The following is a 26,421-nucleotide window of genomic DNA, read 5'->3' as shown; positions in this document are numbered from 1 at the left end:
AGATCAACAGGAGTGGGACGGCCCGCCCGGTGTGTGCCGGGCGGGCCGTCCCTGTCGGGGTGCTGGGTCAGCAGCGGGTGGGGGAGAGGGTGAAGTCCTCCACCGTGGGCGTGCTGCTGTTGATCTTCGTCTGGCGCGTCTGGGGCTTCCAGCCGTCCTTCGCGACGATCAGCGTCAGCGGGTTGTTGCGCCGGTCCATCCAGTAGGCGTACCGGCCCTGGGCGTCGGTGGTGAAGGTGTACGAGTTCGCCCAGGAGTCGACCTGCACGGTCACGCCCGCCAGCGGCGCGGTGGCGCCCTGGCAGCTCTTGCCGGAGACCGTGCCGGACAGCTTGCCCCAGGTGGTCGGCGGCTGCGCGATCATCGTCACCGCCACCGGCTCCACCGTGTACGGGGTGTTCTCCTTGATCACCACGGACGCGGAGTACGTGCCGGGCTGGTCGACGTTCGCGGCCATGCCGACCGTGACGGTGACCTTCTCACCCGGCGCCAGCGTGACCTTCGACTTGTCGACGGTCAGCCAGCTCACGTCGGCAGCGCCCTCGGCGCACTCGCCGAAGCCGGGCAGGACCTCGCTGTCCTTGGTGGCCGTGAAGCCGCCCGACGAACCACCGATCTTGTAGAACCCGCAGGCCGCGCCGCCCCGGTAGCGGGGGGCGTTGGCGTTGGGCAGGTTGGCCCACGAGTTGGTCGCCGGGTCGAACGCGAAGCCGGCGTTGGTGATGGCGCCGCCCTGCGACCCGCCGACGACCAGCAGCTTGCCGCCTGCGACCGCGTACGAGGAGGCCCAGCTGTCGGCCGGCGCGTCCGGGATGGCGGTCCACGCGCCTGCGGCCGGGTCGAAGGCGTAACCGACCTTCTGCGACGTGGTGCCGTCGTTGCCGCCGGTGCAGTAGACGGTGCCGTCGATCCCGCCGCAGGACAGGAACGCCACCGACTTCGGGTACGCCGGCAGCGTCTCCCAGGCGTCGGCGCCCGGGTCGTACCGGACCACCGAGTTGGCCATCGGCGTGCAGCTCGCGGTGGTGCAGCCGCCGATCGCGTACAGCTTGCCGCCCGCGACCGCCTGGCCGGCTGCCGCGCGCGGCGCCGGGTTGTCGGCCTTGCGGGTCCAGGTGTTCGCCGCCGGGTCGTACGAGAAGGTGGCGGCGTCCGGACCGGCGGCACCCCAGCCACCGGTGGCGATGATCTTGCCGTCGAGCACGCCGACCGTCATGGCGTTACGCGCGCCGGGCAGGTCGGCGATGCCGGTCCACGCCTGGGTGATCGGGTCGTAGCGGTAGTTCTTGGCGCTCGACGCGGTGCCGTCGCCACCGGCGATGGAGTAGACGGTGCCGTCGACGTTGACGACCCGGTTGTCCATCACGTTCGCCGGATAGCCCGGGATGGTGGTCCACGGGTCCGCCTGCGGTGCGGCGGCGGCGATCGCGTTCGACGACTTGCCCGACGAGCGGGCCGCGAACGACGTGGCGGCGGTCAGCCGCTGGACCGGGGCGCCGGTGGAGCCGAGCAGCGCCTGCTCGGACAGCCGGGAGCCGTCGGCCCGTTGCAGCACGAACCCGCCGTCGCGCTCACTGAACTCGGCGGTGACCGGGGCCCCGCCGGTGTTGGTCACCGTGAAGGTCTTGCTGACCTTCCCGCTCGGCATCCGCACCGTGCCGGTGATCGAGGTCGGCTTCACCGACAGCCGGCCGGCGGCGAGCTGGAAGTTGGCCGCCGTGGCCCAGTCCTCCTCGACCGCCACCTGCTTGGTCTGGCTCACGTAGTTGCCCGCACTGGCGGTGAACGGGTGCGTCCCGGTCAGCGACGAGAACATCCAGTAGAAGCCGTCGGGCAGCTCGCTGTCGTCCGGCGTGGCGACAGTGGTGGCATTCTCCGCCGGGCGGTCCGTGCTGGTCACCGTGGCGCCGTTGACGTAGCCGTTGTCGTTCTTGTCGCGGACGTGGCCGAGGACCAGGCCGCCCTTGACCGGCTTGCAGACGAGCTTGCTGCCGATGAGGACGTTGTCGACCTGCCACCACCATTCCCAGCTCGCCTCGTAGTAGTGGAAGCGCACCCGTACCTGCGACTGGCCGGCCGCCTGCGGGATCGGCACCTCGGTCACCCGCGGGCCGCGGACGTCGGCGGCCTGCCGGAGCACGTTGCTCCACGTGGTGCCGCCGTCCAGGCTCAGGTCGACGTCCGCGCGGTCGCTGTTGAGCCAGTTGTAGTCCTGGTTGAACCGGATCACCGGCGCGGTCACGCCGGTCAGGTCGACCACCGGGCTGACCAGCGACGTGTCCTGCCGCCCGCCGCTGCCGTAGTTGTCGCTGTCGATGATGGCGAAGTTGCCGCTGCCGCCGGTCAGGTTGCCGCGCTCACCGGCGTCGGTGAACTCCCAGACCTGGCCGGTGCCGGCGTTGTCCACCACGGTCCAGCCGTCCGGGACACCGGTGCCGTCGAACGTCTCGTACTCGCCGTCGGAGCTGACGGTGTAGCCGGGGGCGGTGGTGCACGCCTCCGGGTTCGCCTGCACCGCCACGTTGGCGGTCACGTTGCCCGTGCCGACGGTGACCTCCTTGGTGGTGGTCAGGTAGCCGGCGTACTGCGGCTCGACCTTGAGCCGGTACGTCGCCCCGGACGGCAGCGACAGGCTGTAGCGGCCGGTCGACGGCGTGGTGTAGTCGGAGATCGGCGTGCCCTCGACGCTCACCTTCGCGTACAGCGGCCAGCCGTGCCCGGAACCGTCGGTGACCTGCCCGCTGACCGTGACGCTCGCGACCGCGGTGAGCGCGACGTCGAGCGTGGTCGTCGTGTTCGCGGTGATCGTCGCCGACAGGGTGCGGCTCGCGTACCCGAACGCCGAGACGGCCACCTGGTAGTCGCCGGCCGGCAGGAGCGAGGAGTACGTCCCGTCCGCGCCGGTGGTCAGCGTGCGGTCCGCCGCGCCGGTCAGGGTGACCGTCGCGCCGGCGATCCCGGCGCCGGTGGCGGCGTCGGTGACCTTGCCGGCCAGGGTGCCGTTGTCCCCGATCGGGGCGGCGGCGAGCAGCGCGAGCGCGTCCAGGCGGCCCTCACCGTAGACGTTGTTGTCGTCGGTGGTGCCGCCGCACTGCGAGTCGCCCTTGTCGATCGCCGTGTCGTTGAGCAGCGCGCGGGTCGCCGTGACGTCGCCGACCAGGGTGGGCGCCGCCGACCAGAGCAGCGCGATCGCGCCGGCCAGGTGCGGCGCCGCCATCGAGGTGCCGCTGATGCTGGCGTACGAGTCGGTCGGCACGCTGGAGCGCACGTTCACGCCCGGCGCCGAGATGTTCGGCTTGATCTCGCCGTTCTGCCCGGTGCCCCGGGACGAGAAGCTGGCGATGTTGTTGTTGACGTCGTACGCGCCGGCCGAGTAGTTGTTCGCCAGGCTGCCCGGCGAGCCGCTGGTCTGGCAGGACGGGCCGTTGTTGCCGTTGGACCAGACGCCGAAGATGCCGGAGGCGGTCCAGGCGTCGGTGACGTCCTCCATGAACGGCTCGTTGGACGGCGCCGTGGTGCCCCACGAGTTGTTGATGATGTTGGGCCGCTTGCTCGCGTCCGGGTTCTGCCCGTTGAGGTCGGTGGGCTCCAGCATCCACTGCCCGGAGGAGATCAGCGCGGCGTCGGACGGGCAGCACCCGTTCGCGGCGATCCACTTGACCTCGGGGGCGACGCCGATCTGGTTGGCCCCGTCGGCGCCGACCATGGTGCCCATGGTGTGCGTGCCGTGGCCGTCGGAGTCGCACGGCGCGGTGGCGCAGTCGCCGGCCGCGTCGAACCAGTTGTAGTCGTGGTCGAAGGTGCCGTCACCGTTGTTGCCCCGGTAGGCGTTCACCAGCGCCGGGTGGTTGAACTGGACGCCGCTGTCGATGCTCGCCACGGTGATCCCGGCGCCCTTGACGCCGTACTGGGACCAGACGTCGTCGGCGTTGATGTTGGCGATGCCCCACTCCAGGGCGTTCGCCGACTTCTCGTCGGTGCCCGGGGTGGTCTCCGGCAGCTTGTACTCCACCGGCGCGTACAGACCGTCCACCTCGGAGTGGGCGGCGAAGTTCTGGGCCATGGTCAGCGAGCCGTCGGTGACCTTGATGGCGTTCGTCGCCCAGAAGGTCTGGTACTTCGTGCCCGAGCGGTCCAGCTCGGCGCGGATCTTCGACTGGCTGTCGGCGGCGGTCTTCTTCAGCGCCGCCGCGACGGCGGCGCCGCGCTCGTTCCAGTCCTTGATCGCGGCGGCCTTGCTCAGGTCCGCCTTGGCGGCGAAGTGGATCCAGAAGTCGCCCTCGCTCTTGCCCTGGAGCTGACGGGTGAGTTCGGGACGGATCTTGTCGCCGGCCGACGCGCCCGCGCCCGTCTCGGCCTGTGCCGCCGTACCGGTCGCGGCCAGCGCGGTGGCGGCGAGCACCAGGGCGGCGCCCGCGCTCACCAGCCGCCGGGCCGGGCCCCATCTGTGTGGACGTCTCAGCATCGGTGCTGCCTCCTGTTCCGATGACCCGCGGATGATCGAGCCATGGCAGAAGGGCCAGGAGACGTGCTCTCCCGACTGCTACACCGGTGTGAAAAGAACCCCCCAGGCCCCCTAGGCGCCGTGCGGGTCTGCGCCGGACGCCTGAGTGGACACTATGATCGACAGTGAGGAACGATCAATGACCGTACGTGAGCAACATGTCACCAACAGACCCCCGGATCGAGCGGCCTGTTGACAGTTTTTGTCACGGTGGGGCGCGGTGACGACTGACGGCACGAACGCGGCGAACTCCGGCACCGACCCGTCGGAGCGCCCCTTCTCGCTCGTCATCGGGGTGACGTCGTCCCCGGCCGAACGGCTGCGGCTGACCGAGTTGCTGGACGGCGTCGCACCTCTTCTGATGGTCGCCGATCTGGACGAGCTGCGCGAGTTGATCACGGATGCGCCGGCCTCGGCGCACGCGCCGGCACCGGCCGTCGCGCCGGCTGCGCCCGTACCCCGGGACAAGCCCGCGCCGGACGGCGCGCTGGTCATCGACGCGGCCCGGTCGACCGCCCGGTGGGGCAACCGGGAGACGGCCCTGACCCGGCTGGAGCGCGACCTGCTGACCTGCCTGACCCTCGAGCCGGTACGGGTGTGGAGCTACGCGGAACTGCACCACGCGGTATGGCACGACGCGCCGACGCACGGCCGGGCCGACGTGCAGTCCCTGGTGAAGCGGCTGCGCCGTAAGCTCGACGAGCTGGGCACCGGCGTCACCATCGCGGCGGTACGCGGCGTCGGCCTGCGGCTGACCGACCACCGCCACCCCCGGGTCCGGGGCGACTGACCGCACGTCCACTGTGAAGGGATGGCCTTGGCACCCTGGCGCTGGCTCCTGGCGGATCAGGTCGGACCGCACTTCCTCGACGACGACACGCAGCGGGTCCTGCTGGTGGAGGCGCGGTCGCTGTTCGCCGCCCGGCCGATGCACAGGCAGAAGGCACACCTGATCCTGTCCGCGCTGCGGCACCGCGCCGCCGGACTCGGCGACCGGGCACGGCTGGTACGGGCCGACACGTTCCGCGAGGCGCTCGCCGGGCTGGGCGAGCCGGTCGAACTGGTGCACCCGGCGTCCCGGGCGGCGCTGGCGTTCGCCCGTACCGTGGACGGGCTGACAGTGCTGCCGCCGCGCGGATTCGTCACCGACCGCGCCGACTTCGCCGCCTGGGCCGACCGGCGGCGCGGCCGGCTGCGCGTCGACGACTTCTACCGGTACGCCCGCGAGCGCCACGACGTGCTGCGCGACCTGCCCGCCCCGGCCCGCCGCCCCCGCGCCCGGCCGCCGGTCGACGTGCCGCCGCCCCCGCCGGTCGTCGAGGACGACATCGACGCGCAGGTCCGCCGCGACCTGGACCGCTGGGCGGACGAGGGGATCCGGTTCACCGGCCGGGACGCCCCGCGCCGCCACCCCGCCACGCACGCCGAGGCGCAGGCCCGGCTCACGCACTTCCTGACCCACCGGCTGCCCGCGTACGCCGACACCCACGACCTGCTCCGCGACGGCGACGGACTGCTCGCGTACAGCGCGCTGTCGTCCTCGTTCAACAGCGGCCTGCTCGACCCGGAACCGGCGATCCGGGCCGCCGAACGGGCCGGCCGGGACGGCACCGCGCCGCCCGCCGCGGTGCACCGGTTCGTGCGCGGCCTGCTCGGCTGGCGCGAGTTCCTGTGGCAGCTCTACTGGTACTTCGCGCCGCGGTTCCGGGGCGCCGGCTGGCTCGGCGCCGCGCAGCCGCTGCCGGAGTGGTTCGACCGGCTCGACGCCGACGCGGCGGAGGCCCGCTGCCTCGCCGACGTGCTCGCGGGCGTCCGGGACACCGCCTGGGCGCACCACACCGCGCGGCTGACGGTGCTCGCCAACTACGGCCTGCAACGCGGCTGGCGTCCCGCCGAGCTGGCCGACTGGTTCCGCCGCAGCTTCGTCGACGGAGCGGACTGGGTCATGAACGCCACAGTCATCGGCATGAGCCAGTACGCCGACCTGTCCCGCATCGACACCCGGCCGTGGGCGTTCGACGGCACACACCTGTTCCGGATCGGCGCCCCCTGTGCCGGCTGCCGGTACGAGCCCGACGTGGCGCTCGGTGACACGGCGTGCCCGTACACAGGGGGTTTCGAGGCGTTCTGGCACCGCAACCGGGAGCGGCTCGCGGCCGATCCCGGACTGGCGACGGCGCTCGCCGGACGCGACGACCCGCAGCGCCGCGACGCGGTGCTGGCGCAGGAGGACAAGCGCGGCGACGAGGTGCCCTGAGCCCGCCGCGACGGTGACGTCGCGGGCCCGACGGCGCGCACGGCCGGACGGTGACAGCCGGTGACCCGATCGGTGGAGGCGCCCTGCCGGTGTGGCCGGAATTGATGGCGACCGGTCGATTACCGGTGCGGCACGTATCGCGAGAAGTCTTTGCCTCCTACGGTGGCGTCCGGCACGCGGACGGAGGGGACTCGGGAATCACCCGAGAGGGCCGTCCCGGCGGACAGGGAGAGTTGTCTCGATGCGAGTTTGGCTTCGCGCAGCGGCGGTCGTCGCCGCCGGCGCGGTCGTGGTGGCGGGAGTGCCGGCGCTCGCCGCCACCGTCACCGTGCGGGACGCCGGCGTGGCCGGCCACACCGGCGCACAGGCGACGGGAAGCAGCGCCGCGCTCGGCGCCGCGCGTACCACAGCGACCCGTGCGCTGGTCACCCCCGGGGACACCCGGCTGATGCCGACCACGCCCCGCACCGACACGCCGCGGATCAGCAACGGCGAGATCACCGACATCGAGGTGATCGGCAACCGCGTCTTCATCGCCGGCACGTTCACCTCGATCGCGAACGTCGGCGGGTCCGCGATCGCGCAGAAGTCCCTGGCGTCGTACAACCTGGACACCGGCAAGGTGGACACCGGGTTCAAGCCGGTCATCGACGGCGCCGTCGCCGCGGTGGAGGCGTCGCCGGACGGCTCGTCGCTCTACATCGCCGGCGCGTTCAACACGATCAACGGCGTCACCAAGCGCAAGATCGCCCGGCTGAACCCGACCACCGGCGCGCCGATCGCCGCGTTCACCGCCACCGCCAACGCGCGAGCCACCGCGCTCGCGGTCAGCGGCAACGCGGTCTACGTCGGCGGTCAGTTCGCCACCGTCAACGGGGTCAGCCGCAGCGGCCTGGCCGCGCTCAACCCCACCACCGGCGCCGTCGACACCGGCTTCAACCTGCCGCTCACCGGCGGCATCGGGGTCGGCGGCATGCTCACCGTGCAGCAGCTCAAGCTCACCCACGACCGCAGCAAGCTGCTGGTCGTGCACACCGGCCGCCAGATCGCCGGCCAGGACCGCTACGGCGTGGCGCTCATCGGTACGGCGAGCAAGGCGCTGCTGCCGTGGCGTACCCGGCTGTGGGAGGACAACCTCTCCTTCGTCGGCGGCATCCAGCGCGTCTTCGCCGGTGACATCGCGCCGGACGACTCGTACTTCGTGGTCACCAGCGGCTCCGGCGGCGACCGCCCGCCGATCAACGACACCGCCATCGCGTACTCGCTGACCGGAAACGACAACGTCGAGCCGCTCTGGATCTCCCGGCACTTCGACAGCATCTACTCGGTCGCGATCACCGACACCGCCGTCTACGTCGGCGGTCACTTCAGCTGGCAGGAGTCGCCCACGTCGAACGTGCCGTGGCCCGGCCTGGACAACGTCGGCTACGGCACCGGCCAGGGGCTCAGCGGCTACGGCCTCGGCGACCAGGTGGTCCGCCGCGACCACCTCGGCGCGCTCGACCCGCTCACCGGCACCGCGCTGGAGTGGAACCCCGGCTCCAACTCGTACGAGGGCGAGAAGGCGATGCTCGCCACCTCGCGCGGCCTGCTCGTCGGCGGTGACGGCAACGTCAAGGGCGGCAAGACCACCGGCCGGGTGGCCTTCTTCGACCTCTCCAAGGAGCCCAAGCCGGCGGCGCTGGACACCACCATCACCACGCCGATCGAGGGCGCGGTGAAGCCGGCGGGCGAGTCGTTCACGATCAGCGGCCAGGCGCTCGCCCCGGCCGGCGTGGCCCGGGTCCAGCTGGAGATCCAGGACCGCAACAGCGGCAAGTACCTCCAGGCCGACCTGACCACCTGGGGCGCGTTCAAGGCGATCAACACGACCGTGGCCGCGCCGAACGCCACCTCCACCACGTGGAGCCTGCCGGTGACGCTGCCGGCCGGGGTCTACCAGTTGCAGGCCAAGACGTTCGACCGCAACGGGGCCGGCGACACCACCAAGGCGGTCAAGAAGATCGAGGCGTTCCGCTTCGACGACCTGCCGCCGACGACCCGGATCAGCTCGCCGTCGGCCGGCCTGGTCGCCACGCAGACGTTCGTGGCCTCCGGCACCGCCACCGACGACAAGGGCGTCAACTCGCTGATCTACTCGTTCCGCACCCCGGACAACCGGTACCTGCAGGACGACGGGACCGTCGCCGCCGTCTACAACACGTTCCGCGGCGAGCCGGACGTGATCGGCGCGACGTCCACGACCTGGCAGTACGAGGTCACGCTGCCCACCGAGGGACAGTGGAAGATGACCGCCACCGCCGTCGACACGACCGGGCAGAGCGACCTGCGCGGCGACACCCGCGACTGGACCGTCTCCGCGAACGGCGTACCGCCGACAGTGGCGATCACCTCGCCGGTGGCGATGACGCCGCCGGGCAACGCCGTGCCGTTCACCGTCGCGCCCGGCGGTACCGTCACGTTCGCCGGTACGGCACGCGACGACGACGCCCTCAAGTCGGTCGAGATCTACCTGCGCAACAACACCACCCGCGAGGCGCTCGCCAGCGATGGCACGTGGGGCGCCGACTCGGTCGCCGGCTACCACCGGATCTCCCCGACCAACCTCGACGCCGCGACGTTCGACTGGTCGTTCACCACGGTGCCGCTCACCCCGGGCGTATACGACTTCCGGGTACGGGCGACCGACAAGCTCGGCCTGACCACGTCCAGCACCAACATGGGCCGGCTCACCGTCACCGCCCAGGTGCCCGGCGACGCCTTCCCGAACGGGCTGCTCGGCTTCACCGGCACCAACCAGGACATCGACCAGCTGCACCTGGACCTGGCCGGCACGGCGACCGACGACAAGGGTGTGCGGGCGGTCCGGATCGCGCTGCGCGACCTCGACACCGGCCGGTACGTGCAACCGAACGGCACCATGGCCGCCGCGTTCGCCACGGTCGACGCGACGCTCGCCGCGCCCGGCGCGACCAGCACCGCGTTCACGCTCTCGATCGACCTGCCCACCCGGGGCACGTACAGCGTCGAGGCGTGGGCCGTGGACACCGCCGGTCAGCAGGACAACTCGACGAGCGGCGCGACCGCCCGCTACCTGGTCTACCCGGGTGACACCGACCCGACGCTGGAGCCGAGCATCACGCCGGTCGAGGGTCAGGCGTACACCGGTGGCCGGATCGTGGTCACCGGCCGGGCCGTGGACGACGGCGGGATGCAGAAGGTCGAGGTGCAGATCGGCAACAGCGCCGGGCAGGGCATGAACTCGGCCGGCACGTTCGGCCGGGCAGGCGCGCCGACCAGCTGGCCGTGGATCGCCACGTTCCTCACCAGCCCGGGCTCGCCGGGGTCGAACTTCGCGTACACGTCGCCGGTGATCCCGGCCGGCACGTACACGGTGACGATCCGCGGCATGGACAACCGGGGTCAGTACCAGCAGCCGCCCCGTACCGTCACGGTGACCGTCACCGACTGACCGGACGGCCTCGCGGGCCGGTCCGCGCCGGGTCACCCGGCGCCGGGCCGGCCCGTGCCCGTCTCAGGGCCGGATCAGGCACATCCCGGCGGTGGCCGGCCGGTCCATCGTGGCCAGCGCGTCAGGGGCGGCGTCCAGGTCGATGGTGCGGGTGACCAGCTCGGCCGGGCGCAGCACCCCGGCGGTGACCAGCCGCAGCATCTCCGGGTACGCGTGCGCCGGCATGCCGTGGCTGCCCCGCAGCTCCAGCTCGTACGCGATCACCAGGTCCATCGGCAGCGCGGGCCGGCCCTGCGCGGCGGGCAGCAGCCCGACCTGCACGTGCCGGCCGCGTCGGCGCAGGCCCTCGATCGACGCCACGCAGGTGGCGTGACTGCCGAGCGCGTCCAGCGACAGGTGGGCGCCCCCGCCGGTGGCCTCCCGGACCGCAGCGGCCACCTCGCCGGGACCGCTCAGAGCGCTCGCGTCCACGCACACCGCGGCACCGCTGCGGCGGGCCAGCTCCAGCGCGCCGGGCGACACGTCCACCGCCACCACCCGCGCCCCGCTCGCCGCCGCGACCATGACCGCGGACAGGCCGACGCCGCCGCAGCCGTGCACCGCCACCCACTCGCCCGCCGCCACCCGGCCCTGCGCGACGACGGCCCGGAACGCGGTGGCGAACCGGCAGCCGAGCGCGGCGGCGGCCGCCTCGTCCAGCTCGTCGGGCAGCCGGACCAGGTTGACGTCGGCGTGCCGTACCGCGACCAGCTCGGCGAACGAACCCCAACCGGTGAAGCCCGGCTGGGTCTGCCGCTCGCACACCTGCTGGTCGCCCGCGAGACACGACGGGCACCGCCCGCACGCGCAGACGAACGGCGCGGTCACCCGGTCGCCGGGCCGCCAGCCGTGGACGTCCGCGCCTGCGGCCACGACGACGCCGGCGAACTCGTGCCCCGGTACGTGCGGCACGCGGATGTCCGGGTCGTGGCCCTGCCAGCCGTGCCAGTCACTGCGGCACAGGCCGGTCGCGCCGACCCGGACGACCACGCCGTCCGGCGCCGGCGCCGGGTCGTCCACCTCCCGGACCTCCGGCCGCACCCCGAACCGCTCGAACACCACCGCACGCATACCCCCGATCCTCACACCCGCCCACCCCACCTCCCACCCCACCCTCGCCCTTCCACCCTCACCCGCTCCCACACCCGCTCCCCGCGATCTTGCACTTGCGGCCCTGTTGATGTCGCAGATGTCCCATCTGACCGGGCAGAAAGTGCAAGATCGTCGACGAGGGGCCGGGGTCCAGCCGCCTCTCTCACCTGATGGGAGCGGGCCCCCCTCGCGCCGGTGATCAAGGAGTTTGTGTCCTCAGCAGGGCGATGTCCGCCCGCAAACTCCTTGATCACCGGGCACAGGGGGAGGGGGACGGAAGTGCTACAGGCGGCGGCCCTGGGAGGTGCGGGCGGTGATGCCGTCCAGGGGGGTTCCCGGGGTGAGGGTCTTCGGGTCGAACCAGAAGATCACCACCTGGGGGTCCTCGCTCCAGCGGACCAGCTTCGCCTCGACCTGCCGGCCGTCGACGGTCCCGACGATGCGGGCCGCCGGGCCGACGAAGTAGCCGAACGTGGGGATCGTCGCGTCGGTGGGCACCCGCTGCTGGTCGTACCCGATCTCGTGGAAGCCCGGCCGGCGGTCGCTGCCGGTCACGTCGTTCACCAGGAAGTCGGAGGTCAGGCGGCCGTCCGGCGCGCGCCGCCCGGCGACCAGGCCGATCGTCACGCGCGGCAGTTCCGGCACGTCGACCGGGACCATGAAGAACACGCGCTCGTCGGCGCCGTACCGGATGCCGCTGTCCACGACGGTCCCGAGCGGCCGCAGCGGCGACTCGGTCGGGGCCGGCGCGGCGGTCGGCGAGGGCGGGGGAGTGGCGGCGGACGCGGTGGCGACCGGCTCCCCGGCCGGGAGGTCCGGCGGGCCGGACCGCGTCGCCACGGCGTCGACGCCGACCGCCACCGCGACGGTCGCCACCGCCGCCGCGACCCCGGTGCCGATCCGCCGGCGGCGGCGCAGCCGGCGTCCCCGGCGCATGATGTCCGCGATGTCCAGGCCGTCGGCCCGTTCGGTCGCCCGCATCGCGCGGCGCAGCTCGTCCATCTCGGTCACCGGCACGTCTCCTGCGGTCGCGGCGCGGACAGACCGGCGGTACGCAGCTTCTCCAGCGCCCGGGACGAGGTGCTCTTGACGGTTCCGACGGACACGTCGAGTTCGCGGGCCACCTGGGCCTCCGGCAGGTCGAAGTAGTGACGCAGGACGACGACGGCGCGTTCACGCGCGGTGAGCGTGCCGAGCGCGGTGACCAGCCACCGCCGCGTCGCCACCTCCTCGGCCATGTCGCCGCCGCGCCGCTCCGGGAGGTCGTCGCTCGGGTACTCGCGGATCGGCCGCCGCCAGGTGTCGACGAGGTGGTTCACCAGCACCGAACGGGCGTAGCCGTACGGGTCGCCGTTGCGGATCCGCGACCACGACGCGTACGTGCGCACCAGCGCGGTCTGGGCCGCGTCCTCGGCGTGGTGGTGGTTGCCGGTCATGAGGAAGGCGGCGTGCGTCAGCCGCGCGGAGGACGCCCGCGCGAACTCGACGAACTCCGCGTCACCCCGGGCCATGCCGGTCCTCTGCACCTCTCACCCCGGTAGGGACGTGCGGGACGCGGAAAAGGTTGAGTCCCCGCCGGACCAACTTCCGCGACGGGTCACCCGTCCTCATCCCCGCGCCCCCGACCGGGCGCCGAGGGGAGACGAGATGACCAGGACCGTGGACCGGACGCGCGGCGGCGCGGCGGTGATCGCGCTGACGGTGGCGCTGGCCGGTTGCACTCCGGCCGTGGCCGACCAGCCCACAGCCACGCCGTCCGGGCTGCCCGGCCCGTCGGCCGCCGGGCCGGCCGCGTCGGCGGCGGCGCCCGTCCGGTCCCGGCCGGCCCCGATCGGCTATCCCGCCGAGGGCGGCAACCGGTGGCGGTTCGCCGTCGCCGAGCCGGCCACCACAAGGGGTACGGGCCGGCTGCTGCGCTACCGGGTGGCGGTGGAGCGCGACATCACGGGTCTGCCAGCGGGCGTGTTCGGGGCGCAGGTCACCGGCATCCTCGGCGGCCCGGGTGGCTGGACCACCGACGGACGGATCGCCCTGCGCCGCGTCGGCGCCGATGGGACCGCCGACTTCACCGTCTACCTCGCCACCCCCGGTACGCGCGACGACCTGTGCGGGGACGGGCCGGACCGGTACACGTCCTGCCGCAGCGGGGATCGGGTGGTGGTGAACGTGGCCCGCTGGGTGGGCGGCGCGCCCGCGTACGGCAGCGACCTCGCCGCGTACCGCCGGTACGTGGTCAACCACGAGGTCGGCCACCGCCTGGGTCACGGGCACGAACGCTGCCCGGGGCGGGGGCGTCCGGCGCCGGTGATGCAGCAGCAGACGCTCGGCCTGCACGGCTGCACCCCGAACCCGCTGCCGTTCCTGCACGGCGAGCGGTACGCGGGCCGGTCCGGCGCGTACGACGACCGCCTTCCCCCGCCGGAGGCCGGCCGGCCGGGCTGAGTGGGTCCTCCGGCGGGTCATGCGCCTCGCGCGGCAGCCGGGCCGGCGCCGGGGATCCCATCCGGCGCTCAGAACAGCGTGGCCGGGCCGACCGGCTCCGGCTCGGGCAGCGGCGCGAGCCCGGGCACCCGCTCGCGGACCTGGTCGTGGAAGCGGCGGGCCAACTCGGGCGCGTCCGCGTTGTCCGGCGTGTGCACGAACACGGTCGGCGAGCGGCCCTCCCGCAGCCAGCCGGTGACCACGTCCAGCCACGGCTGCCAGCCCTCGACGGTGCGGGCCGGGTCGTCGCGGCCCAGGTAGCGCACGATCGGCCGGTCGGTCAGCGCCCGGGTACGCAGCGGCAGGCGCGGCTTGCGCGTCCACGCCTCCCGCTCCGCGTCGCTGGTCGGTGGTGTGCGGAAGAACGCCGTGGTGTCGAACGGGATCCACTCGGCGCCGGCCCGGTGCAGCGTGGCCTCCAGCGCGCGTACCGCACCGGGCTCGGTGAAGAAGGCGGGGTGGCGGACCTCGACGGCGTACCTGTGGGTGGTGGGCAGCGTGCGCAGGAACCGGTCGAGGTCGGGCACCTCACCGGGGCCGAACGAGCCGGGCAACTGGATCCAGAGCGCGTCCGCCCGGGGGCCGAGCGGCTCCATCGCGTGCAGGAACGCCCGCAGTTCCGCCTCGCCGCCGGTGAGCCGGCGCTCGTGCGTGACCACCTTCGGCAGCTTCGGCAGGAAGCGGAAGCCCGGACCGGTCTGCTCGGCCCAGGACGCCACCGTCTGGCGGGCCGGGGTGGCGTAGAACGTGGTGTTGCCCTCCACGGCGTCGCACCACCCGGCGTACGCGCGCAGCCGCTCGTGCGCGGGCAGCGGGTGCGGCAGGAAGCGGCCGGACCAGGACCTGTGCGTCCACATGGCACAGCCCACGTGCAGGCGCATCCCGGTCACCGGTAGGGCCAGCTCGTCGAGGCGCCGCGCAGCGCCGCCTCCCGGTTCCACTTCCGGGTGAGGTACAGCGCGAGGCCGCCGAGCCCGGCGAACACCGGGGCGAGCAGCATGAGCAGCAGTCCGGCGCCGAGCCGGAACCGGTCACTCTGGAGGCCCTTCGCCGACGCCAGCGTGAACGCCTCCACGCCGTCACCGGTGCAGCTCACGAAGTCGGTGTCCATCCAGGTGATGCCCTCGGTGGCCAGCACCGGCGTGAACAGCCGTGGGTCGCCGCTGTCACGCATCACCGCCGCCGTCCCCTCGGGCCGCGCCCCGGCCACCTCCCTGCTGCGCTGCTCGCCGGTGGAGTAGACCCGGCTCTTCGCGGTGCACCGGACGGTGGCGGGGTCCACGACGGCCGGGGTCGCGAGGATGAGGATGTTGCCGGGGCGTACGCCGGTGTCCCGCACCTTGATCTCGGCGCCGGGGGCGAACTCGGCGGCGGCGGAGAAGGTCGACGCGGCCGCGAACGGGCCCGTCTGGGTCAGCAGGGCCAGGCCGAGGAAGCCGGTCAGCAGGAATCCGCCGGAGCCGACGAAGATCCACATGGCGACCACGGCGCGGAAGCGCTGCACGAGCGGGTTCACCGGACGCGGTCCATGTCGCAGGCGCCGTCGGTGACCTGTCCGTGCATGGCGTCGCGGAGGTAGGTCTCGGGATCGGTCCCGGCGTCCCCGCCGCAGGCGGCGAGCGCGAGCGCCGCCATCGGACCGGTCCTTCTCCGTCGCATCCGTCCTCCTCGCGCTCGCGTCGCGGCGGGCCGGGGCCGCCCGGTCGCCGCGACCACGGTAGCCGGGGGCGGCACGCGCGGCGGACCGGGCCGCGTCAGGGCCGATCCACCCGTACCGGGTCGCCGCGTACGAGCTCGTCGTGGATCCGCCAGCGGGCGTCGACGCCCGCGCGCCGGGCCGCCTCGTCGTCGGCGGCGATCCGCTGCCGCAGCAGCTCGACCGCGATCCGGCGGTTGAGGTGCAGGTGCCGTTCGGTGTCCACCACCACGGTCCGGCCGGACGGGCGGTGCGTGGCCCGGACGGCGGTGCTCGCCTTGTTGCGGTGCTGGCCGCCGGGCCCGCCGGTGCGGCAGGGCACGAACTCCACGTCCGCCTCGTGGAAAGGCGTGACCACCACGTCGGTCCGGCAGGTCCGCGCGGTGACGTACCAGTTCTTCCGGCCGTGGCCCGTCCGGTACGGGCTGGGCGCCTGCCAGCAGAGCGTGCCGGTCCACCCGGCCGCGAACGTCTCCGCCCCGGCGCCGCTGATCCGGACCAGCGCCGACCGGTAGGTGCCGGCCCGGTCGCCGGGTACCGTCTCGACCCGTTCGGTACGCAGGCCCCGCCGGGCCGCCTCGCCCTCCAGGCGGGACAGCAGCCGGGCCAGCGCCCACGCGCACTCGGCGGGTCCGCGTCCGGCGGACAGCAGCAGCTCGGTCACCGGCGGCCCTTGCGGCGTTCGTCGCGGCGGCCCACGTCCGGCGTCTTGTAGGTGACGAGCGGAACCGTGGTGGTGATCGGCGTGGCGAGGTCGTGCGCCACCAGGTCGCCGATGACCTGCTCGATGCGCTTGTACGCGGTGGGTGCCTCCTCGAACAGCAGTTGCCGGTCGCCGCACACCACTATCGAGCCGACCGGCGTACGGCGCAGCTCCTCGACCGTGTGCTTGGCCCGGCCCCGGCGCAGCGCGTCGGCGCGCGACATCTTGCGCCCGGCGCCGTGCGCCACCGAGTAACCGGCGTCCGGCCCGGCGTGCGCGGCCACCAGGTAGGAGGGTGTGCCGCGGGTGCCGGCGATCAGCACGTCCCGCCCGTCGCCCGGCGCCGCGCCCTTGCGGTGCAGGTAGCGGCCGTCGCGGATCTCGACCAGGTTGTGGCACTGGTCGACGACCGGCTCGGTGGGCTCGGCGCCGAGCGCGTACGCGACCCGCGCGGCCAGCAGCCGCCGGTTGAGCGAACCCCACCGCACGGCCGCGTCGTGCCGGGCCAGGTAGGCGTCCGGGTCGGGCGCGGGACCGGCGCCGTGCGTCTCGGTGTGCTCGCGCAGGATCCGTTCGCCCAGCCCGCGCGACCCGGAGTGCACCACGAGCACCAGGTCACCGGCGTCGAGCCCGAGCCGCTCGGCGTGCTCCGCCGCGAGGATCGGCCCGACGCGGGCCAGTTCGACGAAGTGGTTGCCGCGTCCGACGGTGCCGAGGCCGTCGAGGTGACCGGCCGGCACGTCGCCGTCGAGCACCGACCAGGCCGGGTCGTCGGCGTCCCGGTCCGGCTCGAGCGCCCGGTCCAGGTCGGGGAACCGGGCCGCGAGCCGTTCGGGTACGACCCGGCGCAGAGCGATCGGGAAGACCGCGATGCCGCACCCGATGTCGGAGCCGACGAGGAACGGATAGAGCACGGTCGAGGACATCGCGGCGCCGATCGGCGCGCCCTTGCCGGGGTGCAGGTCGGGCATGGCGGCGACGTGCGCCATGCCGTCCAGGGCGGCGACCTGGCGGCACTGGTCGAGCGCGGCGGACTCGATCCAGCTGCCGGGGGAGGAGAAGACGGAGACGGTGGCGGGCACGACGGCCCGCCCGGAGGGGTACGCGGACACAGACGCTCGTTTCTGCGGAAAGAGAGAGGCGGGGAACGGCAGGCGGCGCGAAGGGCCTGCGGGCGGGGATGCGATCCGTCAGAACGTCATGCCGCTCAGCCTCGCGGAGGCGGCCCGGGCGGGCAACCGACTTTCCCGGCGACCCGCCCGGCGGGCGCGTCGACATCACCCCACCCGATCCATAGACTCCGGTCGTTCTGGTGCCACGAGTCCAGGGAGGACCACCGTGTCGAGCGAAACCCGAACGCACGCCGCATTACCCCTGCTGGCCCGCCTCGCCGGGGTGAGCCTGGCCGCCGCGACGATCGTCGCCGCCGCAGGTGTCGCCGCGACCGCGGCGCCGCCCGCCGACCCGGCGCCCACGAAGGGGCCGTGCGCGTACACGCCCACGCCGGACGAGCCGGCCGCCCGTCCGGTGTCGCTGCCGCCGGACCCGCGCCGCACGCCGGACCGCGGCACCGTGCGGGTCACGCTGCGCACCAACCAGGGGCCGATCGGGCTGACGCTGGACCGTGAACAGGCGCCGTGCACCGTGCAGAGCTTCCTGCACCTGGTCCGGAAGCGCTTCTACGACCGGACGCCCTGCCATCGGCTCACCGCGTACCCGACGCTGACGGTCCTCCAGTGCGGCGACCCGTCCGGTACCGGCGAGGGCGGCCCGGGCTACCGGTACCGCGACGAGCTGCCCACCGACCTGCCGCCCGCGCCGACCGACCCGACCGGCGTACGCCGCCTGTACGCGCGCGGCACCCTGGCCATGGCCAACGCCGGCCCGGACACCAACGGCAGCCAGTTCTTCCTGGTCCAGGCCGACTCGGCGCTGCGCCCCAACTACACCGTGTTCGGTCAGGTAGACGCGGCCGGGCTGGCCACGCTGGACCGGATCTCGGCCGGCGGCATCGCGCCCACCCCGGAGGATCCGGCTCCGGTCGACGGCGCCCCGGCGGTGCCGGTGGAGATCTGCCGCGCCAAGCAGGGCCGCTGACGCGACGGCCCGGCGGGACGGCCGCCCAGGCCGCCCGCCGGGCCCGCGCCGTCGTCGGTAGCCTGCGGCGATGACGCATGAGCGGGAGATCACCGAGCCGGTCGACCTGTGCCGGCCGGACGGGCGACTGAACCCGGACGCGGTCGGCTGGAGTCGTCGGCCGCTGCACCGGGCGAACCTGCGCGGCTGGGGCCGGGCCAAGCGGTGGGAGCACTGGGGCGTGGTGACTCCGACCCACATCCTCGGCCTTGTCGCGTCGTCGCTCGACTACGCCGGGGTGCAGAGCCTCTACCTGCTCGACCGGCGTACCGGGCGGGAGACCACGGCGGAGGCGGTGGTGCCGTTCGCCCGGGGCACGGTGCTGCCGCCGGTCAGTGGCGCCGGTCCGGTCCGCGCCCGGGGCGGGAACCTGACCATCGCGGTGGAGCAGGGCCCGGACGGCAGTACGCTGCGGGCGAGCGCACCCGGCGTCGAGGTGGACCTGACCGTGCCGCTGCCGCCGGGGCACGAGTCGCTCGGCGTGGTGGTGCCGTGGAGCACGCGACGGTTCCAGTACACGGTCAAGGACATCGGCCGGCCGGTGCACGGCACGATCACAGTGGACGGCACGGCGTACCCGGTGGGGGAGGGGTCGTACGCGGCGCTCGACCACGGCCGGGGCAAGTGGCGGTACGCGGTGCGGTGGAACTGGGCGGCCGGCAGCGGGCCGGGCCGGTCGATCCAGCTCGGCGGCAAGTGGACCGACGGCACCGGCTCGACCGAGAACGCGGTGTTCGTCGACGGGCGGCTGCACAAGATCGGCGCCGATCTGACCTGGGAGTACGACCGTACCGACTGGCTGCGGCCGTGGCGGATCACCGGTGACCGGGTGGACGTCACGTTCCACCCGTTCCACGAGCGGGTGGCGCGGACCAACCTGCTCGTGCTGGCCGGGGAGACGCACCAGTGCTTCGGGAACTTCACCGGCCGGGCGGCGACAGACGACGGCGGGCGCGTGGATCTGGACGGCCTGGTCGGCTGGGCCGAGGAGGCCCGCAACCGCTGGTGAGGCCGTTCCCCGCCGGGCCGGGCCGTACGCACAGCGTGGGGCGGCCCCGTCCGGGACCGCCCCACGCACGACTTCGGGATCAGGCGACCGAGGCCGGGAACCTCTCCCAGACCCGGTGCGCCGCCATCAGCCGCTGCACCTCGCCGAGCACCTCGGTGCCGGAACCACCGGTCACCACGCCCGGCGTGCCGGTGACACCGGCCTGGTTCAGCACCTCGGCGCCCGCGCCCCAGGCACCGATCACCTTGGCGTGCCGCCACGCCTCCTCGACCAGCAGCAGCACGCGCGGGTCGACGGTGGCCGAGCCCGGCGCGCCGGCCTTGGCGTCGCGGGCCGGCAGCGCGTCCGGCGCCGGGGCCGGTGCGCCGGCCAGCAGCACCGCGTCGAACTCGACCGAGCGGCCGGTGGCGAACGTGCGCTGCACCGGCAGCCCGTCGACGGTGCCGCCGTGCGCGGCGATCAGCAGCGGCACCATGCCGGCGGCGGTCACCGCCCGGCGTACCTCGTGCACGTCGCCCAGGTCGGCCTGGGCGTCGACCACGATGCCGACCATCCGGCCGTCGGCCGGCCACTCCCGGCCCACCTGGGACAGCGCCGGGCTGGGCTGCACCTCCGCGAGCGGCACGGTGGGCTGCGGTACGGGCAGGCCCAGGCCGGTCGCCACCTGCTCGCACAGCACCGGGTCGACGTTCGCCAGGCACTGGAGCTGCCGCTCCTTGATCGCCTGGTGGTAGCACTTGCCCAGCTCGAACGTGTACGCCCGGATGATGTGCTCCTTCTCCACCGGCGACATGCTCTGCCAGAACAGGCGTACCTGGCTGTAGTGGTCGTCGAAGGACGCAGGTGCGGCCCGCACCTTCGGTGCCTCGGCCACCGTCACCGGCGTGTCCACGAACGCGTGCTCGCGGTCGCCGGCCGGGAACGGGTTGCCCCCGTCCAGCGAGTTCGGCCGGTACGGCGCCACGCCCGCGTGCACCGCGTGCTGGTGGAAGCCGTCACGCAGCATGTCGTTGACGTCGGCGTGCGGCCGGTTGATCGGGATCTGGGTGAAGTTCGGCCCGCCCAGGCGGGTGAGCTGCGTGTCCACGTACGAGAAGAGGCGGCCCTGCATCAGCGGGTCGTTCGTGACGTCGATGCCGGGCGGCAGGTGCCCGACGTGGAACGCCACCTGCTCGGTCTCGGCGAAGAAGTTGCGCGGCGTCTTGTTGAGGGTGAGGGTGCCGATCGCCTGTACCGGCGCCAGCTCCTCCGGCACGATCTTCGTCGGGTCGAGCAGGTCGATCCCGGCGAACGTCTCCTCCGGCGTGTCCGGGAAGACCTGGATGCCCAGCTCCCACTCGGGGAACGCGCCGGCCTCGATGGCGTCGTACAGGTCGCGGCGGTGGAAGTCCGGGTCCATGCCGCTGATCAGCTGGGCCTCCTCCCACTCCAGGGAGTGCACGCCGAGCTTCGGCTTCCAGTGGAACTTGACCAGCACCGTCGCCCCGGCGTCGTCGACCATCCGGAAGGTGTGGACGCCGAAGCCCTCCATGGTCCGGTAGGACCGCGGGATGCCCCGGTCGGACATGTTCCAGATGGTGTGGTGCTGCGCCTCGGTGTGCAGCGAGACGAAGTCCCAGAACGTGTCGTGCGCGCTCTGCGCCTGCGGGATCTCCCGGTCCGGGTGTGGCTTGCCGGCGTGGATGACGTCCGGGAACTTGATCGCGTCCTGGATGAAGAAGACCGGGATGTTGTTGCCGACCAGGTCGAACGTGCCCTCGTCGGTGTAGAACTTGGTGGCGAAGCCGCGGGTGTCGCGGACCGTGTCGGCCGACCCGCGCGAGCCCAGCACGGTGGAGAAGCGGACGAAGACCGGCGTCTCGCGGCCCTTCTTCAGGAACCCGGCCCGGGTGACCTTCTCGGCGGCGCCGTTGGCGACGAACGTGCCGTGCGCGCCCGCGCCCCGGGCGTGCACCACCCGCTCCGGGATCCGCTCGTGGTCGAAGTGGGTGATCTTCTCCCGCAGGTGGTGGTCCTGAAGCAGGACCGGGCCGCGCGGACCGGCCTTGAGCGAGTGGTCGGTGTCGCGCAGCCGGGCGCCGTTGGCGGTGGTGAGGTACGCGCCCTGCTGCCCCTTGGCGATCTTCGGCACGCCGGTCTCGGCGCCGGTCGGGGTCCGGGTGTCCGGCGCGCCCTGCTCGGCCTTGGGCGGCAGCGGCCCGTGCGGCGTGGTCGGCTCCTCCAGCGGTGGCGGCGCGCTGCCGGGAGCGCCCGGCACGTCCGGAGTCAGCGCGTCGCCGACCTTCTCGACGGCGGCTTCGACGACACCTTTGACGATCTGGGCGGGCTTGCTGGATTCCATCAGGACCTGTCCTCCTACAGCTAAATGTCCAGGCCCTTTCGGCCCTACCCCAGCTCAGGGCGGGCAAACCGGAACAATCGCGGTATCGCTGGTCAGGACCGGCGCGGCACGGCCACGGCGGTGAGCAGCAGCCCGCCGGCGACCAGCCAGCGGCCGTCCAGGACGTCAAGCGGCGGGCCGCCGTCGGTGCGGGTGCCGTCGACCAGGATCCGGGCGGTGAACCGGCCCTCCGGATCGAAGGTCAGCTCCGCCTCCTCGAACCCGAGCCAGCGCCCGGTCAGCGGGTACCACGCCTTGTAGACCGACTCCTTGGCGCTGAACAGCAGCCGGTCCCAGTGCGTCCCCGGGTCGGCGTCGCGCAGCGCGGCCAGCCGCTCCGGCTCGCCCGCCACTGTGACCACCCCGGCCACCCCGTCCGGCAGCGGCTCGTGCGGCTCGGCGTCGATGCCCAGCCCGGCGAGCGCCCCGGCCGGGGCCACCGCCGCCGCCCGGTAGCCGGTGCAGTGCGTGATGCTGCCCACCACGCCGGCCGGCCAGACCGGTTCCCGCCGGGGACCGGGACGGATCGGCGCCGGGGCGTACCCGAGGCGGGCCAGCGCCTCCCGCGCGCAGCGGCGGGCCGTCACGAACTCCTGGCGGCGCGCGGCCACCGCGCGGGCGACCAGGTCCTCCTCGCCCGGGTACGGCGCCTCGTCCGGCACGTCGGCGAACGCCTCGACGGCCAGCGCCCCGGCCGGCAGCAGCGCCCCGATCATCCGAGGATCCGCTTCATCGGCGCCGGCTCACCGCCCCGGCGCCGCCACTCGCGCGGGTAGCCCAGCGACACCTCCTCGAACCGCACCCCGTCGTAGTGCGTGGTGCGCGGGATGTGCAGGTGGCCGTAGACCGCGACGACGGCCCGGTGGCGCACGTGCCAGTCGGCCGTCCGGTCGGTGCCGCACCACTGGGCGAACTCCGGGAACCAGAGCACCTCGGTGGGCTGGCGCACCAGCGGCCAGTGGGTGACCAGAACTGTCGGCAGCGCCGGGTCGGTGGCCTCCAGCCGTCGCCGGGTCACCTCCAGCCGCGCCGCGCACCAGGACTCCCGGTCCGGGTACGGGTCCGGGTGCAACATCACCTCGTCGGTGCACACCACGCCGGCGTCGTACGCCGCGCGCAGCGACTCCTCCTTGGTGGTGGTGCCGGGGGTGCGGAACGAGTAGTCGTAGAGCAGGAACAGCGGCGCCACCGTCACCGGCCCGCCCGCACCGCGCCACACCGGGTAGTCGTCCTCCGGGGTCAGCACGCCCAGCTCGCGGCACATCGCCACGAGGGCGTCGTAGCGGGCCACCCCGCGCAGCGTCACCGGGTCGTTCGGGCTGGTCCACAGCTCGTGGTTGCCCGGCGCCCACACCACCCGCGTGAACCGGTCGCGCAGCAGCCGCAGCGTCCGCTCGATGTCGGCGAAGACCTCGCCGACGTCCCCGGCCACGATCAGCCAGTCGTCCGCCGTCTCCGGCCGCAGGCCGTCCACCACCGCGCGGTTCTCCGCGTACGACACGTGGAGGTCACTGACCGCGTACAGCGCACCCGTCACCCGGCCGATCCTGCCAGCGGAGGTCGCCGATGACCAGGCGCGGACCGGTGGGGGTTCGGCACCGGTCAGCCGACCCTCGCGGTCACCTCGTCGAGTGCCCGCAGCACCTCCCGGGTGACGGCCGGCTCGGCGGCGGAGTGCCCGGCCGCCGGCACGATCCGCAGCGTCGCCTCCGGCCACCGGCGGGCCAGGTCGTACGCGGACACCGGCGGGCAGCACATGTCGTACCGGCCGTTGACGATGACGGCGGGCAGGTGCCGGATCCGGTCCACGCCGTCGAGCAACTGACCCTCGGCCAGGAAACCGCCGTGCACCGCGTAGTGCGACAGGATCCGGGCCACCGGCAGCGCGTGGTCGTCGGTGGTGAAGTGGGCGAGCAGTTCCGGGTCGGGCCGCAGCGACGAGTTGACCGCCTCCCACCGCCCCCAGGCCCGCGCGTACTCCCGGGCCCGCGCCTGGTCCGGGCCGTGCAACCGCCTGTGGTACGCGGCCAGCACGTCGTCGCGCTCGTCCGGCGGGATCGGCGCCACGAACCGCTCCCACTCCTCGGGCTGGAGGTGGCGCAGCCCGCCCTGGTAGAACCAGTCCCGCTCGCTGCGCCGCAGCAGCAGCACACCGCGCAGGACCAGCCCGGTCACCCGCTCCGGGTGCGCCTGCGTGTACGCCAGGCCGAGCGTGGTGCCCCACGACCCGCCGAACACCAGCCACGAGTCGATGCCCAGCCGCTGCCGGATCGTCTCCAGGTCGGCCACCAGATGCCAGGTGGTGTTGGCGCGCACCTCGCCGTGCGGGGTGCTGCGGCCGGCGCCGCGCTGGTCGAACAGCACGGCCCGGTGGCGCGCGGGATCGAAGAACCGGCGGGCCGCCGGCACCAGGCCGCCGCCGGGGCCGCCGTGCAGGAACACCACTGGTACGCCGTCCGGCCGGCCGACCTCCTCCACGTACAGGACGTGGCCGTCACCGACCGGGAGCAGATGGGTGTCGTACGGCTCGACGGGCGGGTGCAGACCGGTCATGCCCGGTCATTGTGCCCGCCGCGGGCCCGCCGGGTGGCCCGGTCAGCAGGCGACGTTGCCGCCGAGGTTGTCCAGCAGCGCGTCGGCGACCCAGCCGGAGACACCAGTGGTGACGTCCCGCAGGTAGGTCCACGTGTAGGTGGTGTGGCCGTTCGCGCTGACCCGGTCGCCGCTGGCGAAGCAGTGGAAGTCGACCGTGTGACTGAGCTGCCCGTAGCCCAGCGAGGCGCAGGTGGTGTGCGGGCCGGTGCGGATGTTGACGTTCGTGGCGTTGAACAGCTGGCCGAACTTGCTGTCCACGTTGGAGTGCGAGTGGCTGCACCCGGCGCTCGCCGGTGCGGCCGTGCCGGCCACCACGGCGCCCGCCGACGCGACGGTCAGGACGACGGCGGCACCGATGGAGAAGATCTTCCGCATACCCGTCAACCCCCGAATAAAGATCGAGATGCACCAGCAGATCGATCCAAATATTTGCATAGAGCAAGGTCGATGAGCAAGATGCGGTGCCGCCGGACCGGCGGCGCCGACGTCTCAGGCGGTGGCCGGTACGCCGTTGTCCGTACCCGTCGTCTCCGCCTCGGGCACACCGCGCGGAGCCGGCGTGCGGACCGCGAACGCGTCGAAGCTCGGCCCGTCCAGCCGCTCGACGAACGGCTCCACCGCGGGCGGCTCCGACCGGTCCGGCTCGATCGCGTCCGGCTCGGTCCGCCCGTCCACGGCCCGGGGCGTCACCTCGGCCGGTACGGTGATCGGCGGGCGCGCCGGCACCTGCGGGTACTCGGCGGTCTCCCCGCCGCCCGCGGCCGCCGCCATGACCGCCGCCGCGGCCAGGTCGGCGACCCGCTTGGCCTCCCGCTGCACCCGGGCCCGGGTCTCCTTCGCGTGCTGCTCGGCCAGGTCCGCCGCGCGCCGCGCCTCGTCCAGCCGCTTGGTCTCCGCGGCCAGCTCCCGGCGTACGCCGACCAGTCGCTCCTCCACCTCCGCGCCGGTCCGCTCGATGGTGGCGATCTCCTGGCGGGTGTCCTCCAGCTGCCGGGAGACGCTCTCCAGCTCCGCCTTGAGCCCGGTCAGCGTCTCCTGCCGCTGCTGGATCTCCCGCTGCACGCCGGCGAGCTGCTCCTGGTGCGCCGCCGTCTCCTCGTCGGCCCGCTCCCGGACCTCGGTGGCGTACTGCTGCGCCTCGGCGACCAGCGCGGCGATGTCCTTCTCCGCCGCGGCGGCCCGGTCGGCCAGCTCCTGCTCGGCGGCGGCCCGCCGCTCGTCCAGCTCCTTGGCCATCGTGGCCTGCCACTGGGCCAGCTCCTGCTGGGCCTTGCTGCGGTTGGCCTGGACCTCCTGCTGGATCTGCGTCCGCGCGGCCTTCACCAGTGCCTCGGACGCCGAGCGCGCCTGCTCGACCTGCTGCGCGCTCTGCTCGCTGATCCGCTTCGCCTCCTGCTGGGCCCGGTCGTGCACGGCCTGACCCTCGACGCGCAGCTTCTCCGCCAGCTCCCGCACCGCGGTCAGCTCCGCCTGCGCGGCCGCCCGCCGCTCCTCGTCCACCCGCTCCTGCTCGGCCCGGCGGGCGGACAGCTCCTCGTCCAGCTCACGCCGCTCCCGCGCGGCCTGCTCCTGCGCGGCGGCGAGCAGCTTCTCCGCCTGCCCCTGGACGTCCTCCGCGCGCCGGGTGGCCACGTCGGTGATCTGGCCGGCCTGCTTCTCGGCCAGGTCCAGGATCTGGTCCACCATCGGGCCGAGGTCGCGGAAGGACGCCCGGTCCACCGCCGACGGACGGTCCCGCAGCTCCACCGCCTCGGCCTGCGCCCGCTGCACCTGCGCGGTCAGGTCGCGCACCTGCGCGTACGCCCGGTCCCGCGCGGCGGTCAGCGCGCTCACCTCGGCGTCGATCTGCTCGACGTACCGGTCCACCTGACGTTTGTCGTAGCCGCGCAACGCGGGATCGAACCGGGGCCGCCCGGACAGGTCGTCGTGGGGTGCGAACGGCTCGGCACCGTTGGACATTCGCCATCCTCCGTCGGTTCGCCAGCGCCAGGCCGGCGGATGACCGCCCCGCAGGGCACGATGAGGCGCTACGGTACCGCGTCCGCGCGCGAGGCTCG

General features: G+C 73.6%; 21 protein-coding genes. 6 read left to right on the top strand and 15 right to left on the bottom strand.

All coding sequences use genetic code 11. The features are described from left to right. Window positions 1-67: 67 nt before the first annotated feature. A complete protein-coding gene (locus SM452_RS10850) occupies window positions 68-4,465 on the bottom strand; it encodes a S8 family serine peptidase (protein WP_463839822.1) in 4,398 nt (1,465 codons plus the stop codon). Between the two features lie 259 nt (window positions 4,466-4,724). On the opposite strand from SM452_RS10850, the gene SM452_RS10845 reads away from it, so the two are divergent. The 3 genes from SM452_RS10845 (at window position 4,725) to SM452_RS10835 (ending at window position 10,233) form a co-directional block, all read left to right on the top strand. Next, entirely contained in the window at window positions 4,725-5,294 is a 570-nt protein-coding gene (locus tag SM452_RS10845) for a winged helix-turn-helix domain-containing protein (protein ID WP_262012156.1), read from the top strand. Window positions 5,295-5,315: 21 nt separating this feature from the next. Next, window positions 5,316-6,761 (top strand): cryptochrome/photolyase family protein, encoded by a 1,446-nt coding sequence (locus SM452_RS10840; protein ID WP_402812300.1) that lies wholly within the window; start codon window positions 5,316-5,318, stop codon window positions 6,759-6,761. Between the two features lie 241 nt (window positions 6,762-7,002). Further along, entirely contained in the window at window positions 7,003-10,233 is a 3,231-nt protein-coding gene (locus SM452_RS10835) for an Ig-like domain-containing protein (protein ID WP_262012158.1), read from the top strand. Between the two features lie 63 nt (window positions 10,234-10,296). Here the strand turns inward: SM452_RS10835 and SM452_RS10830 are convergent, their stop codons facing one another. The 3 genes from SM452_RS10830 to SM452_RS10820 all read right to left on the bottom strand — a co-directional run bounded on the left by SM452_RS10830 (window position 10,297) and on the right by SM452_RS10820 (window position 12,875). Further along, window positions 10,297-11,343, bottom strand: coding sequence for a zinc-dependent alcohol dehydrogenase family protein (locus SM452_RS10830; protein ID WP_463839821.1), 1,047 nt, complete (start codon window positions 11,341-11,343; stop codon window positions 10,297-10,299). A 303-nt stretch (window positions 11,344-11,646) separates the two neighbouring features. After that, a complete protein-coding gene (locus SM452_RS10825) occupies window positions 11,647-12,366 on the bottom strand; it encodes a hypothetical protein (protein WP_355513730.1) in 720 nt (239 codons plus the stop codon). Window positions 12,367-12,371: 5 nt separating this feature from the next. After that, window positions 12,372-12,875 carry a SigE family RNA polymerase sigma factor gene (locus SM452_RS10820; protein ID WP_013285212.1) on the bottom strand — a complete coding sequence of 168 codons (504 nt, stop codon included), beginning with the start codon at window positions 12,873-12,875 and terminating at the stop codon, window positions 12,372-12,374. 136 nt (window positions 12,876-13,011) lie between these two features. Between SM452_RS10820 and SM452_RS10815 the strand changes: the two genes are divergently transcribed. Beyond that, window positions 13,012-13,806, top strand: coding sequence for a DUF3152 domain-containing protein (locus SM452_RS10815; RefSeq protein ID WP_463839820.1), 795 nt, complete (start codon window positions 13,012-13,014; stop codon window positions 13,804-13,806). A 68-nt stretch (window positions 13,807-13,874) separates the two neighbouring features. Here SM452_RS10815 and SM452_RS10810 read toward each other — a convergent pair whose 3' ends face one another. The 5 genes from SM452_RS10810 to SM452_RS10790 form a co-directional block, all read right to left on the bottom strand. Further along, window positions 13,875-14,702: a DUF72 domain-containing protein gene (locus tag SM452_RS10810; protein WP_463839898.1), complete on the bottom strand. Its 828-nt coding sequence runs from the start codon at window positions 14,700-14,702 to the stop codon at window positions 13,875-13,877. Between the two features lie 29 nt (window positions 14,703-14,731). Further along, on the bottom strand, window positions 14,732-15,361 hold the full coding sequence (locus SM452_RS10805) for a hypothetical protein (RefSeq protein ID WP_463839819.1): 630 nt from the start codon (window positions 15,359-15,361) through the stop codon (window positions 14,732-14,734). Next, window positions 15,358-15,504 (bottom strand): hypothetical protein, encoded by a 147-nt coding sequence (locus SM452_RS10800; protein WP_262012162.1) that lies wholly within the window; start codon window positions 15,502-15,504, stop codon window positions 15,358-15,360. The genes SM452_RS10805 and SM452_RS10800 overlap by 4 nt, the downstream gene beginning before the upstream one ends. Window positions 15,505-15,599: 95 nt before the next feature. Then, window positions 15,600-16,205 carry a peptide chain release factor H gene (gene prfH / locus SM452_RS10795; RefSeq protein WP_355513721.1) on the bottom strand — a complete coding sequence of 202 codons (606 nt, stop codon included), beginning with the start codon at window positions 16,203-16,205 and terminating at the stop codon, window positions 15,600-15,602. Beyond that, window positions 16,202-17,356: an RNA ligase RtcB family protein gene (locus SM452_RS10790; RefSeq protein WP_463839818.1), complete on the bottom strand. Its 1,155-nt coding sequence runs from the start codon at window positions 17,354-17,356 to the stop codon at window positions 16,202-16,204. Before SM452_RS10790 ends, prfH begins: the two co-directional genes overlap by 4 nt. A gap of 226 nt (window positions 17,357-17,582) precedes the next feature. On the opposite strand from SM452_RS10790, the gene SM452_RS10785 reads away from it, so the two are divergent. Then, the gene (locus SM452_RS10785; protein WP_262012165.1) at window positions 17,583-18,341 is read left to right on the top strand and encodes a peptidylprolyl isomerase; all 759 of its coding nucleotides are present in this window, start codon (window positions 17,583-17,585) and stop codon (window positions 18,339-18,341) included. Between the two features lie 70 nt (window positions 18,342-18,411). Continuing rightward, the gene (locus SM452_RS10780) at window positions 18,412-19,389 is read left to right on the top strand and encodes a DUF2804 domain-containing protein (RefSeq protein WP_463839817.1); all 978 of its coding nucleotides are present in this window, start codon (window positions 18,412-18,414) and stop codon (window positions 19,387-19,389) included. 79 nt (window positions 19,390-19,468) lie between these two features. On the opposite strand, the gene SM452_RS10775 is transcribed toward SM452_RS10780, so the two are convergent. The 6 genes from SM452_RS10775 to SM452_RS10750 form a co-directional block, all read right to left on the bottom strand. Further along, a complete protein-coding gene (locus SM452_RS10775; RefSeq protein ID WP_463839816.1) occupies window positions 19,469-21,730 on the bottom strand; it encodes a catalase in 2,262 nt (753 codons plus the stop codon). A gap of 92 nt (window positions 21,731-21,822) precedes the next feature. After that, complete coding sequence (locus tag SM452_RS10770) at window positions 21,823-22,485, bottom strand: 4'-phosphopantetheinyl transferase family protein (protein ID WP_355513322.1); 663 nt, start codon at window positions 22,483-22,485, stop codon at window positions 21,823-21,825. After that, window positions 22,482-23,306, bottom strand: a complete 825-nt coding sequence (locus SM452_RS10765; protein WP_463839815.1) for a metallophosphoesterase family protein — start codon at window positions 23,304-23,306, stop codon at window positions 22,482-22,484. The genes SM452_RS10770 and SM452_RS10765 overlap by 4 nt, the downstream gene beginning before the upstream one ends. A gap of 65 nt (window positions 23,307-23,371) precedes the next feature. Continuing rightward, entirely contained in the window at window positions 23,372-24,322 is a 951-nt protein-coding gene (pip, locus tag SM452_RS10760) for a prolyl aminopeptidase (protein ID WP_355513327.1), read from the bottom strand. A gap of 42 nt (window positions 24,323-24,364) precedes the next feature. Further along, window positions 24,365-24,739, bottom strand: a complete 375-nt coding sequence (locus tag SM452_RS10755) for a hypothetical protein (protein WP_135239181.1) — start codon at window positions 24,737-24,739, stop codon at window positions 24,365-24,367. 114 nt (window positions 24,740-24,853) lie between these two features. Continuing rightward, the gene (locus tag SM452_RS10750) at window positions 24,854-26,323 is read right to left on the bottom strand and encodes a hypothetical protein (RefSeq protein ID WP_355513330.1); all 1,470 of its coding nucleotides are present in this window, start codon (window positions 26,321-26,323) and stop codon (window positions 24,854-24,856) included. Between the last annotated feature and the right edge of the window lie 98 nt (window positions 26,324-26,421).

Source organism: Micromonospora sp. SYSU B005 (assembly GCF_055362685.1).
This window is presented reverse-complemented; position numbering and strand designations above follow the sequence as displayed.

Excerpts from the sequence above, each read along its gene's own strand:
- SM452_RS10830 (WP_463839821.1), bottom strand. The coding sequence starts at position 11,343 with ATGCGTGCGGTGGTGTTCGAGCGGTTCGGGGTGCGGCCGGAGGTCCGG.
- SM452_RS10810 (WP_463839898.1), bottom strand. The coding sequence starts at position 14,702 with ATGTGGACGCACAGGTCCTGGTCCGGCCGCTTCCTGCCGCACCCGCTG.
- SM452_RS10800 (WP_262012162.1), bottom strand. The coding sequence starts at position 15,504 with ATGCGACGGAGAAGGACCGGTCCGATGGCGGCGCTCGCGCTCGCCGCC.
- SM452_RS10825 (WP_355513730.1), bottom strand. The coding sequence starts at position 12,366 with ATGGACGAGCTGCGCCGCGCGATGCGGGCGACCGAACGGGCCGACGGC.
- SM452_RS10770 (WP_355513322.1), bottom strand. The coding sequence starts at position 22,485 with ATGATCGGGGCGCTGCTGCCGGCCGGGGCGCTGGCCGTCGAGGCGTTC.
- SM452_RS10850 (WP_463839822.1), bottom strand. The coding sequence starts at position 4,465 with ATGCTGAGACGTCCACACAGATGGGGCCCGGCCCGGCGGCTGGTGAGC.
- SM452_RS10780 (WP_463839817.1), top strand. The coding sequence starts at position 18,412 with ATGACGCATGAGCGGGAGATCACCGAGCCGGTCGACCTGTGCCGGCCG.
- SM452_RS10820 (WP_013285212.1), bottom strand. The coding sequence starts at position 12,875 with ATGGCCCGGGGTGACGCGGAGTTCGTCGAGTTCGCGCGGGCGTCCTCC.
- SM452_RS10750 (WP_355513330.1), bottom strand. The coding sequence starts at position 26,323 with ATGTCCAACGGTGCCGAGCCGTTCGCACCCCACGACGACCTGTCCGGG.
- SM452_RS10840 (WP_402812300.1), top strand. The coding sequence starts at position 5,316 with ATGGCCTTGGCACCCTGGCGCTGGCTCCTGGCGGATCAGGTCGGACCG.
- SM452_RS10775 (WP_463839816.1), bottom strand. The coding sequence starts at position 21,730 with ATGGAATCCAGCAAGCCCGCCCAGATCGTCAAAGGTGTCGTCGAAGCC.
- pip (WP_355513327.1), bottom strand. The coding sequence starts at position 24,322 with ATGACCGGTCTGCACCCGCCCGTCGAGCCGTACGACACCCATCTGCTC.
- SM452_RS10755 (WP_135239181.1), bottom strand. The coding sequence starts at position 24,739 with ATGCGGAAGATCTTCTCCATCGGTGCCGCCGTCGTCCTGACCGTCGCG.
- SM452_RS10815 (WP_463839820.1), top strand. The coding sequence starts at position 13,012 with ATGACCAGGACCGTGGACCGGACGCGCGGCGGCGCGGCGGTGATCGCG.
- SM452_RS10835 (WP_262012158.1), top strand. The coding sequence starts at position 7,003 with ATGCGAGTTTGGCTTCGCGCAGCGGCGGTCGTCGCCGCCGGCGCGGTC.